Here is an 11,305-nt window from a genome sequence, read left to right on the forward strand (position 1 = left end):
GTGGAGCAGACAAGAATCGAACTTGTGCACTAGGCTTTGAGGAAATATAATTTTCTAAAGAAAGTTTTAAACTATAAAGCTGCAGAGCGAAAGACTAAAACTGACTCCCCGAATCATGGACAACATTTATTGGAGTCACATGAGTTCGATGGTAATAACAATTCATCTAATGCTAAGACTAGCTCTGTTATTGCTACGCCGCAAAGCAGCGGTCATTGCCTTGATTATAAAATATCTTTATGGATAAAATTAAATACTTTTTTAGCCAACTTAATATTTTTGACATCAACATTATTGGCTTTAGAACGAGCGACTTTAGTTGCTTCTAGAAGTTGATTCACACGTTGAACCATTTCATTTTTTTGCGCTAAAGGAATACGTCCAGAAGTATAAATGGTTTCGTATTTACCCACCTGAAAATCTAAATACAACAATTCTGTTTGTGCAGGGTGTTCCTTAGTCGCTTCGTATTTTACAATTACTTTAGGGCGTTTGACAGAACGAAATTTGACCTCTTCTTCTGTTTTATAAATACCCTGTTGTGTATCCAAATGCCATTTTTTAGTAGTTTCTAATACTGGAATTTGAGTATATAGGTCTTTTAGTTTATTCAAATGACTTTCTAGTGCTAACAATGAAGTTGCAGAGAAAGAACCAAATTTTGTATCTCCAACGATCAATTCAGCTTGAGCAACTCCAGAAGCATTGGTTTCTTCTTTAGATAGGTGGGCATCAATTCCTTTGGAGATAATTTCAATAGCCTCTTCTAAGCTGGTTTTAACCGTTGTGACAATTTCTTTGCGCTCGTCAGGAATTTGCTCAGAGTTTTCTTCCATTGGAATATAACGCTTGGTCATTCCATCAAAATGAGGTGCTTTTTTTTCAAATAGCTTTTTAGTCTCACCAATAGCTTGGTTGCCTTTGTTTTTGCGATCTTGTTCTAATGCTAGCAACTCATGTAGTTTGTTTGCCATGATATATAATTAATTTTAAGGGTTTTTTAGTGGTATCCTTACTCTATTGCTTTTTTTATTTTCATAAAAAACAATGAAGTAGTATTTATACGTTTATAATTTTTAGAATGCTTGTTGAAGCAGTTCGAGAAATTAAACTATGAAAAATGAAAAATAATTCATTCGGAGCCCAAAAAAATAAAAATAATTTTGTAGTCCAAAGAAGGAAAACCAGAAACAAATGCGTCGTATTTCGCTTTAGTTACAGTTTGGTGGACTTGTAATAAATTCGTTTGCTAGCTTGTTTGCTAGGCTTTTCAACCCATTGATAAAGAAGCCAAGCGGCTCCTACACTAACAGCATAACCCAAGAGAATAACGAGGATTTTTTGATAAGGAAGTCGATAGGTATGCGATAAAAAATTAACGAGTGCTTGTCCAATAATTAAATGAATCAAATAAATGGAGTAAGATATTTTTCCAAGCCAATTGCTATACTTTGGATTGTAGTTAGGAAAATAATGAACGATGATTAAAGTAAAGATAGCAACCACTAAATTAGGGATGCCCAATAAGTAGTAGGTGAGACCCAAGGAAAAGATAGAAATGGTGAAATATTCTTTTAATGAGATGATGCTATATTGCTTTAATACATACAGAATGCCAACTAAAAATAAGGGCAACCAACGGAATAAAAGTGCTTTCTCATGACTTATAAAGGAAACTCCAAAGATGAATACATACATTGCCCAGCGACGATACCACAAATGATCTTTTAAAAAAATCAATGCTACACTTAAAAAAAGGTAAAATTGAAATTCTACCGCCAACGACCAATAGATGGGATTGATCCATTCTTGCCCTTTTACAAATGGTATGAGATAACCCAAATGCAGTAGGAAATTGAAAAGAGAAAATTCAATAGTGCCATAGTGTCGATATGTTTGAAATAGTAGATACATCGTAGCTAATACTAATGATGCTAGATAAGGTGGCTCTAGTCGAACTAAACGCTTGGTTATGAAGTTAGTCCAATGCTTGAGTATATAATTGTTTTTGAGCATAGTCCAAGGCAAGACAATCCCTGAAATGACAAAGAACAAAGGGACACCATATTGACCATAATAAAAGAAGGTTCTTATCCATGTTTCTTCCACATAGTTTGCTGTACTCAAAACAAAATGATAAAAGCAAATAGCAGTAGCTGCAATTCCTCGTAGACTATTGATTACTGGCAAATATGTTGGCAAAGAACTAGACAAAAGAGTATCTATTTTTGGACTAAATGAGGCAATAAGTCTTCTTCATCTTCTTCTACAGATGAAGGAACCGTTTCTACTTTAGGGCGTTTGGAAACTAAAAAGACACCAATAAAAATTAGGAAACCTGCTAGAACCATCATCAAGGTAATTTCATCTTTTCCTGCGGCAACGGCTATGATGCTTGCCAACAAGGGTTGCAAGTAAATATAGGTACTAGATACCGATGCCTTGACAATAGATAGGGCAGAGCCATTTAGCAAATAAGCCAAATAGGTAACAAAGAATAATACAAAAGCAATGCTCCAAACAATAGAAGGTGGTAATGCAGGGTAATCAACGGCTAACATTTGATTCCATCCAAAGGGGATGACATAAATAGTTCCAAATAAAAAGACCCATTTTAAAGTTGTAATAGGGGAATATTTGGACATCAATGGCTTTACTAAAACCAGATAGACGGCGTAAAAAGCGGCGTTGATGGCAACAAAAATATTTCCTAGCATAGGGTTTGGAGCATCGGGAATGTCTGTTTTGTTACTTAGAATTAATAGCATAGCTCCAGACAAACCTAGAACGATTCCTCCGCCTTTCATACCAGTTAGTTTTTCTTTAAAAACAAGCATTGAGAGCAGCAAAACAAGGATGGGAGTGGTTAGCATAATTAAAGCTCCATTGATGGGGGTGGTGAGGTTAAGTCCATAAAAAAAAGATAGCTGATTTCCTGCAACACCACAAGCTCCACAAATTGCTAGCCTCCAAATATCTTTTCTATCAATTCGTTCTCGAATAAAAAAGAAATGTGTTAACCAAAACAAACTAGTGGCTGCTAAAACACGCATCATAATAAATCCAAATGGTTGTACATAAGGCGTTGATCCTGCCATTACTGGTTTAGCAATCGTAAAATTAGAGGCATAAATTAGGGCAACACAAAACATCGCAATGTGTGCTAAAATAAACTTCTTATTCATGCGAACAATACTAGTTGAAATAGTTATTAAAATATCTTTTTTTATTGGTTCGCCAACCTGTAGCGAGTAGTTGCAAGATTAGGCAAAATATTTAATTATCTGCCCTCTTTTTGTTAGAATTCTTTAGCAAAAAAAAGGGTTAAAGTTAGAAGCTCTAATAGATGGTTTTGTAGTTTTTTTCATTATAAGAACTTCATTACATGAAGGAACGAGCAATACCAATAAGAGATTCAGATAGAACGTGAGCCAATGCAATTAGGTTGCTCTTTAAGTGTCAATTTTTAAAATTTTACATATTTCAAGGCTTTGTGAGAAAATTGATGCAAAGGTGCTTTTTGGTTTTTACGATCGAAAAACAAAAAATCTACGAAGTGCTAATGTTTTTTATGTTATATATTTCTAATATGTCTGCTCTTTGTATTAATTTGAGATTAATAATAATTTTTAGCATTTTATAGCTGAGAAAAATCATCACTTTTATTAAACAGAATGAGCCACTCAATTGACATTACAATACTGAATTAAGCCCTGCGAGGTTTACAGTAGCAGCGCAGCTAATTATTGCAGTAGGAAAGCGTAACTAATACCTTTCGATGTAATTAGTGGGTTAAAACAAACAAAAACTATTATGAAAATTTATCTTTTGCTAATTGTAGCCGCTTGTATTTTGAGTGCTTGCGAAAAAGAGAACTTAGAAATCACACCAACAGATGAATTGGATGCCGTTGCACAAGTGCAAGTTAGCGATAATCAGGCAAGCTTTCGAAAGGGGGGGACACCTGTAACTTCAGGGACGACGTACACTTATGATATAAGTAATCTGACGACTTGTAATAATTTATATTTGCCAACGATGCCCAACGCTTCTAGCTGGACAGTAGGCAATCAAACTCAAGCAGGGTACATTGATTACGATTTGGAACAGGTATTTCATTGTGATCCTGTGTTTAGTGGTTGTACTTATCGACCTCCAGGACCTTTAGTAGAGCAAGAAATTGTTGTTTATGAATTATTGGACAATGGACACGAGGTTTTTGATCCTAATCTGGGATTTGTAACAGCGTACTATTTGGATAATTCTATTAGTCCAATAGAAGCCGATGCGCTAAAAGAACATTTTGCTTGTGAAATTTTGAGCACACAGCCTTCTCGTCCAAATCTTAGTGGTAAGATTGTTAACGTGGAGTTTGAAGGAGATGCCCTGTTGTGCACTTGCCCTAGTGGTCAAACACATTATTTGAGAGCTACAGTGACCTTCAATTTTTATTCGCAAGGAATAAACCAGCCTTTTTAGGACAACATTACTATAAAAATAAGAACATGAATTATTCTAAATTTTTAGAAACATAGGTTTTATTAGAAAGAATAGTGTTGGTGCAATAAAAACAGGACAAACTTTGAATAAAGGTTTGTCCTGTTATTGTTTTAGAACTTTCTATAAATAAAAGTTTCTAAGGAGTTGTTATTTTTTATAGCAAATTGTCAAATTCCCATATTTGTTGAGCTATAGAAAATTAGGAATGATTCATCATTATATCTTTACTTTTGAATATATCTTATAACAAAAATAATGTATTTCTTATCAGTATTGGTGTTGTTCGGAACATTTTTTTTTATGCCCCAAAAAAATCTTATACATTAGTTTTCAATGTTTAAGTAATAATTATTTGAAATGTTTTTAATGAGATATCTCAATCAAAACCAATAAATGATAATCGAAGGAATTGTAGAGGTTATTGTTTAAATAAATAGTTCGTTGATTAGAAGTACAGCTAACTATTGGTTTAGAGATAAAGATATATTTATGGTGGTTAGAATCTACAATAGGAGAGAATTCAAATAGGTCGTTTTTTCGTTTTGATCAAATAAATATTGTGTGTTCATTATCTTCAGAATATTTCAGATAATTTTTTTTATCAAAAAAATCAAATTTTATGTCTATTAATTTGTCATTTGGAGATATCCAAATTGCAGACAAGCATAGCTATGTCAGCCAGAAACTAACTACTTTTTTTAAAGAAGATGAAGTAAAAGAACTTACAGAACAAGTACTTGACTCTCATGGAAAGGGTGCTGTACCCTGTGCCAGTCAAGCACAAATTGACAGTTTGCAGCATTTAGAGAATGAAGAGGTTCGCATTAAGAAAGTTTGTTTTATTAAAAAAGTAGATGAACTTTTTTCTTTAGGTAAAGAAGAAAAAATTGTAGAAGATCGTATCAGTTTTTTAACAGATGATTATCTCAGTTATAAAAAAGGAACCGGTGTTTTAACCCGAAAAACCAATCAGGCTACTTTATATTATTTTGCCCCACTCATACAATTCAACGGTAATCAGTTAATAGATGTACCTAGTAAGAGTTTGCTAAAATTGGGAGAAGTTTCTGACGAGCCTAAAAAAACAACAGCATCAAGTTTATTAGTCCTTTTTGCAGAGGCATTAATAGGTGCAGCAGGCGAATCTATTGGAGGGGCAATAGGAACAGCAATTATTGAGACCATATTGGGAACTAGCCCAGGCATTGATTATGCACAACTGATTTCTGATATTAAAAAAATTATCAAAGAAGCGAATGAAGAACAAACCGTGCAAGAACAAGGCGGAAAAGTGCAATCGGTTAGTCAACGCATCAGAAATTATTATATTCCCAGAAAAGCATCAGCTAGCAAGGAAGAACTTTATGATATTTTAGAAAAATACTATGATGAGTTATCAGATGTTTCTAAAACCTTAGAACAAGAACTCTTTCAGAAAAAAGGGTTACCAATTTTTATACAGTGTGAGACCATCAAATTATGTGTATTACAGGAAATGGCTCTACAAGATCCTGATGCTAGCACTCCTTATGATTCATCTATATTGGAAACTATTAAATTATTATTGACTGGTAAGAATGATAATGGTTCAATTGCTTATATCAAAGAACGGCATCAAGCCATGCTTAAAGAGCGATTAGATCAAATAAGCGCAATTAGTAATGATTATCAAGATTGTAGACATGGTGCATGTACTCACTATTATGCTTTTGATGATTATTTTACGGAAATCCGCTACCATGATACAGCAAAGAGTTCGGCTAAAAAAGAAGAGATCATAGCGAATTTAGAAGCGCAACGCAAACAACTCGAGGCATCTTTGACAGAAGATATGAGTTGGATGACTAAAATTATTAATAATTGGGAAAAATTAGCTAAAAATCCGCTACCTACTTGTTAAACAACTTCATTATAACATACAGCGGAAAAAATTAAGAATACAAACATAAGTTATCCAAAATTTTTCGGGATGACTTATGTTTATTTTTTACAAGATGCCCGTGTTTATACATCAATCCACTCAAAGATTGGGCAACAATAGAAGCATCGCCATTATTTTGAACACTATCGGCATCTAGCCAAATGTATATTTGACAAGCAATTATATGTATTAATAAGTTGTATGTGTGTATTGTGAAAAAACAATATTAATACTTAGCAGCATTATGAGGCAAATAACATAGAAATAGATAAGTATTCAAACAAAACTTAACCATTCAAAGCATAGGCAGTTTCAACCATTTCTTTATAATGACCATTTTCTATTTGTAACAACTCTTGGTGTGATCCAATTTCTTTTACCTTTCCTTTTTCCAATACCATAATTTTATCGGCATGTTGAATGGTAGATAGGCGGTGCGCAATAATAATCGACGTACGTTTGGCGATTAATTTTTCGATAGCATATTGAATAATACTTTCTGTTTCAGGATCAATAGAGGAGGTTGCTTCGTCCAAAATCAAAATATCGGGATTAAAAACCAATGCTCGAACAAAAGAGATCAGTTGGCGTTGTCCCATCGAAAGCGTAGCCCCTCGTTCCATAACTTGATAGTCATAACCATTGGGCAGTTTTTCAATAAAAGGATGTGCCCCAATCATCTTAGCTGCCTCGACAACTTCTTCTCTAGTAATATGTGGTGCTTTTAATGTGATGTTATCTAGAACCGAACCTGAAAATAAAAACACATCTTGCAGAACAACAGCAATTCGCCCACGCAAACCAAACAGTTCATAATCTTTGATATTGAGCCCATCAATCGTAATTTCACCTTGATGGGTTTCGTAAAAACGATTCAATATATTAATAATAGTCGATTTCCCTGCCCCAGTACTGCCGACAATAGCCATGGTTTCTCCTGCTTTGATTTTAAAACTAACACCATTTAAAATCCACTCCTTAATTTCAGAAGCAGCCAAATCTTGTTGATAAGAAAAATGCACGTTATCAAAACAGACATCTCCTTTTAGATGTGTCGGAACAATACTTCCTGAATTTTCAATTACATTGGTATTGTCCAAAACTTTGAAAATTCGTTTGGCAACAATCAACCCCATTTGCAAGGTATTGAATTTATCAGCCAAAATTCGGATAGGACGAAATAGCATTCCAATATACAAAGGAAAGGCAACCAATACACCTAAGGTAACTTCGCCACCAATGACCCCTTTGGCACCATACCAAACCATCAATCCCAAAGACGTTGCAGACAAAATTTCTACAGTAGGGAAGAAGATCGCATAGTAAAAGATAGAATTGATATTGGCTTTTGCGTACTTTTTATTGATAACTTTGAAGTTTTCAAGCTCTTTCTCTTCAGCATTAAAAATTTGAACGATTCGCATTCCTGTAATGCGTTCTTGTAAGAACGCATTCATCATAGATACTTGTGTTCGAACTACTTCGTAGGCTTTTTTGACAGCCTCCTTAAACCAGTATGTTGCTAAAACAAGTAGTGGAATCGTGATCAAACAAACCAAGGTAACTTTCCAACTAGTCCAAAGCATAATACCTAAGACAAACAATAAGGTAAGAATATCAGCAATGATTGTAATAAACCCTTGTGAAAAAACGGTGTTAATTGTCTCTACATCGTTGATGGTTCTAGTTGTAGAAGTTCCGATTGGCGTTTTGTCAAAATAAGATAAACGCAAGCTATTGATGTGATCAAAAACTCGTGTTCTCAAATCTCTAATAACCGATTGTCCCAACCAACTAGTCGAGTATGAGAAGATATAATACAAAATTCCTTGAAGTACTAAAACTCCAAATAGCAAACTAATCATAAACAATAGCCCTTCGCCATTGCTATTAATAATACAATCATCTACCGTACGTTGTACCAAATAAGGGCGCAAAATAGAGATGGGAGCCAATATGATTGACAATGTTGCTGCGAGAAAAAATATCCCACGATAAGGCATTGCTAGCCCTATGATTCGTTTAGCAAGGGGCCAGTCGGCATATTTTTGATTTGGTTCGCTCAATTATTTACTATTTTTATACTTAAGTAAGAAGACAGAAAAAACGCTCTATTAGGCAGCCATTTTTTTCTAAACCATTACTCATAATTAAAGTAGATGCTGCTTGATCACTAATCTACAATTTCGATAACTTCTTCGTAAACACGTAAAGTTTTGAGAAGTTCAAAATCTGCCAAGTTTTTACATTTTACAATCAATCCTTTGAAATTAGGATTCTCATGTTGGTTGATAAAACTAGTGTGTAGAACCTCCAATATTTCCCATTTGCCAATCTCCATACCACTTTCTAGGGATACTTTAATAGACATTCCATCTTCTACTTTTCCCGATTTTAATTCTCCTAAAAGAACAATTTTTAGCTTCTCTTTAAAGCCATAAACCACTCGGATTTTGTAGGTATTTAGTGTTTTTTTATTCTTTTTAGCCATTTTTTAGATCGTTTTAGTTGGATTGCAAAAGTAAGGGAATCCTTTTAGAATAAGTTATGGCTTTGTTTATTTTTTATAATTTTTATCCATAAGCCCATAGGAAATAGATATGATTTAGAGTACAAAAATCAATAAACAACTATTTTTTCAATGCCAATGCCACCACTTGTAACGACTTGAAGACTATAGGTGCCAGCAGTTACCTTACTTAAAGGGATGTGGGGGGTATTACCTGATAGTATAATTTGACCATTTAGGTTGTACAGGTTCCAAAGCCTAATGTCACCATTATCACAGGTTAACAAAGCTGAATCTTTGGCTGGGTTGGGAGTAATTGTTATGTCAACCAGTTGAAAAGTTGGAGATACTACCGTATTTACTAAAGCTGGCAGAGGAGCAATGACTAAGAAACCAGATGAAAATCCACTTGCCTGAATGGATAAACTGTCTATTGACATTGACGCTTGAAAACCACCGACAGAAATTAATTGCCCACTAGGATGTATTGCTTGTGCTTTGATTAAATCAAAACCACTTCCTGTCCAAGAACTAGAAGACAAGGTTTGTCCCAAGGTATCCATCATAATTTGAAAGGTTTCACTCCCTTCAATTGCTAGATGCTGTTTTTGTTGCCAATGGAGCGAATCTAAGTAATGCCCGCAAAGTAGTACCTTGTCTTGATAAAGAGTAATGTCCTCCAAAAAACAATCTGAGTCGGTGTTGCTTTGTACAGCCCAATTGGGGCTGCCATCTGCGTTAAGTTGGACAACAAAAGCATCAAAATGCCTAAAAGCAGTCACCAGTCGAACCGATCCAATGTCCAAGACTCCCATAAAGCTTCCACCTAGATACAAATGTTGGTTAGCCCATTTGAGGCTTGTACAAGTATTGTTATAAGCCCCTCCATAATGTTGCTGCATTAACGTTGTTCCATTACTATCTAGCTGGACTAAAAATAAGTCATTGTAAATCCAATGCGCTCTAATGCTATCCGTAGAACAAGCAAAAAAACCTTTAAATTGACCCGCCCAATACAATTCGTTTCGAGGGCTTAGTGCCAAGGCGATACCACTACCTTCATCAGCAGTCTCAGGGGTTTTTGCCCAGAGAACATTCCCTGTTGGATCTAATTTGATGACAAAAGGAGTGTTTTTGGCATTTCCAACTAATAAGTGGGTACTATCGACCCAAAAACTATCCTGAAAAGCTCCTGTTACATAACTATTGTCTTGTACATCGCTAATAATATCTTCTGTTATGACTAAACTTTGTCCTTGAAGCGTTTTGACCCAATTCAATTGACCAGAAATTTGATGTTGGGTTATAAAGACAGCAGGACGATTGCTGTATATAAACGTATCTTGTCTACCTAAAAAAAGACTATCGCTGAAGGTGCCCGTACTAAAAATAGATCCTGTAGGGGAGCAGTCAATAGCTTTTAGGTGGTCATTGTTAGAGCTACCTAAAGCATATTCCCAAATTAACTGTCCTTGCAAGTCATATTGTTGTAAAAAAATATCACTGCCACCTCTACTCCAAGTGTTGTTTAAATCTTGTTGGAAGGTGCCACCAAGGATGACGTGATGATGATATGTGGCTACATCAATTACCTCATCACCCCCTGATCCTCCTATGGGAAAGGCAGCTTGGGCAAAGGTCTTGTAGTTGCCAAGTGTTAGCAGAATACAAAAAAATGTTATTTCCTTATTAAAAATCAATCTAAATAAAAGGTTTAAGGATGAGATAAAGAAGGTCTGCTTAAAAATTCGTATTTTTGTGAAAAATTAAAAAAGAAAAGAAGACCTCTTTCGTTTTTTTTAAAACAAAATTACAGAGTAAGTTGTTCTTTTTTCTTTTTAGTTCGCTACGCTTGTTTGCTTGTACTAAAAGCAAGCATGATATAGCAATTTATAAATGAAAGATATTCTAATTCAAAAATATAATCTGTACAAAAATCATGAAAAAAACGCATATTATAGGATTAATTGCAATCGCAATTGCAATCGCTTCATTAATTGCGATTGCAGGAGACGCAAGTACTTATACTGATTTTGCTACTGCACTAGAAAATCCGAATGCAGTACACCAGGTTGTTGGACATTTATCAATAGATAAAGAAGTTGTATACAACCCCGAAGCAGACGCTAATTCGTTTACTTTTTTTATGAAAGATGAGAAAGGTAAAGAAATGAAGGTACTTTGCCAAAAAGAAAAACCAGCAGAATTTGAACGCTCTGAACAAATTGTTCTAAAAGGACAGATGAAAGGCGATTTATTTGTCGCTCATGATATCTTGCTAAAGTGTCCGTCCAAGTATCAAGATGAAAAGCTCCAGAACGAAAATATTATCTACGGAGATGCTTAATTCAGTAGCGTCTTGTAGTCCTGTAATT

The 11,305-nt window shown here is 34.7% G+C and carries 9 protein-coding genes; 3 read left to right on the top strand and 6 right to left on the bottom strand.

Going from position 1 to position 11,305, the window contains the following annotated elements; genetic code table 11:
* Positions 1-224: 224 nt before the first annotated feature.
* From QP953_RS07865 to QP953_RS07875, 3 genes are all read right to left on the bottom strand, one after another.
* A complete protein-coding gene (locus tag QP953_RS07865) occupies positions 225-974 on the bottom strand; it encodes a hypothetical protein (RefSeq protein WP_052595950.1) in 750 nt (249 codons plus the stop codon).
* Between the two features lie 241 nt (positions 975-1,215).
* On the bottom strand, positions 1,216-2,214 hold the full coding sequence (locus tag QP953_RS07870) for an acyltransferase (protein WP_309554552.1): 999 nt from the start codon (positions 2,212-2,214) through the stop codon (positions 1,216-1,218).
* A gap of 8 nt (positions 2,215-2,222) precedes the next feature.
* Positions 2,223-3,185, bottom strand: coding sequence for an EamA family transporter (locus QP953_RS07875; protein ID WP_309554553.1), 963 nt, complete (start codon positions 3,183-3,185; stop codon positions 2,223-2,225).
* Between the two features lie 628 nt (positions 3,186-3,813).
* On the opposite strand from QP953_RS07875, the gene QP953_RS07880 reads away from it, so the two are divergent.
* Together QP953_RS07880 and QP953_RS07885 are read left to right on the top strand one after the other, a co-directional pair.
* A complete protein-coding gene (locus QP953_RS07880; RefSeq protein ID WP_309554554.1) occupies positions 3,814-4,479 on the top strand; it encodes a hypothetical protein in 666 nt (221 codons plus the stop codon).
* A 640-nt stretch (positions 4,480-5,119) separates the two neighbouring features.
* A complete protein-coding gene (locus QP953_RS07885) occupies positions 5,120-6,400 on the top strand; it encodes a hypothetical protein (protein WP_309554555.1) in 1,281 nt (426 codons plus the stop codon).
* 308 nt (positions 6,401-6,708) lie between these two features.
* On the opposite strand, the gene QP953_RS07890 is transcribed toward QP953_RS07885, so the two are convergent.
* From QP953_RS07890 to QP953_RS07900, 3 genes are all read right to left on the bottom strand, one after another.
* Positions 6,709-8,487 (bottom strand): ABC transporter ATP-binding protein, encoded by a 1,779-nt coding sequence (locus tag QP953_RS07890; protein WP_052595941.1) that lies wholly within the window; start codon positions 8,485-8,487, stop codon positions 6,709-6,711.
* Positions 8,488-8,594: 107 nt separating this feature from the next.
* Entirely contained in the window at positions 8,595-8,912 is a 318-nt protein-coding gene (locus QP953_RS07895) for a hypothetical protein (protein WP_052595939.1), read from the bottom strand.
* 128 nt (positions 8,913-9,040) lie between these two features.
* Positions 9,041-10,630, bottom strand: coding sequence for a T9SS type A sorting domain-containing protein (locus QP953_RS07900; RefSeq protein WP_309554556.1), 1,590 nt, complete (start codon positions 10,628-10,630; stop codon positions 9,041-9,043).
* A gap of 239 nt (positions 10,631-10,869) precedes the next feature.
* Between QP953_RS07900 and QP953_RS07905 the strand changes: the two genes are divergently transcribed.
* Positions 10,870-11,277 carry a cytochrome c maturation protein CcmE gene (locus QP953_RS07905; protein ID WP_052595934.1) on the top strand — a complete coding sequence of 136 codons (408 nt, stop codon included), beginning with the start codon at positions 10,870-10,872 and terminating at the stop codon, positions 11,275-11,277.
* Positions 11,278-11,305: the final 28 nt, after the last annotated feature.

The organism is Aureispira sp. CCB-E, assembly GCF_031326345.1.
In the GTDB taxonomy this organism is placed as follows: Bacteria; Bacteroidota; Bacteroidia; order Chitinophagales; family Saprospiraceae; genus Aureispira.

Excerpts from the sequence above, each read along its gene's own strand:
- QP953_RS07905 (WP_052595934.1), top strand. The coding sequence starts at position 10,870 with ATGAAAAAAACGCATATTATAGGATTAATTGCAATCGCAATTGCAATC.
- QP953_RS07895 (WP_052595939.1), bottom strand. The coding sequence starts at position 8,912 with ATGGCTAAAAAGAATAAAAAAACACTAAATACCTACAAAATCCGAGTG.
- QP953_RS07875 (WP_309554553.1), bottom strand. The coding sequence starts at position 3,185 with ATGAATAAGAAGTTTATTTTAGCACACATTGCGATGTTTTGTGTTGCC.
- QP953_RS07885 (WP_309554555.1), top strand. The coding sequence starts at position 5,120 with ATGTCTATTAATTTGTCATTTGGAGATATCCAAATTGCAGACAAGCAT.
- QP953_RS07880 (WP_309554554.1), top strand. The coding sequence starts at position 3,814 with ATGAAAATTTATCTTTTGCTAATTGTAGCCGCTTGTATTTTGAGTGCT.
- QP953_RS07865 (WP_052595950.1), bottom strand. The coding sequence starts at position 974 with ATGGCAAACAAACTACATGAGTTGCTAGCATTAGAACAAGATCGCAAA.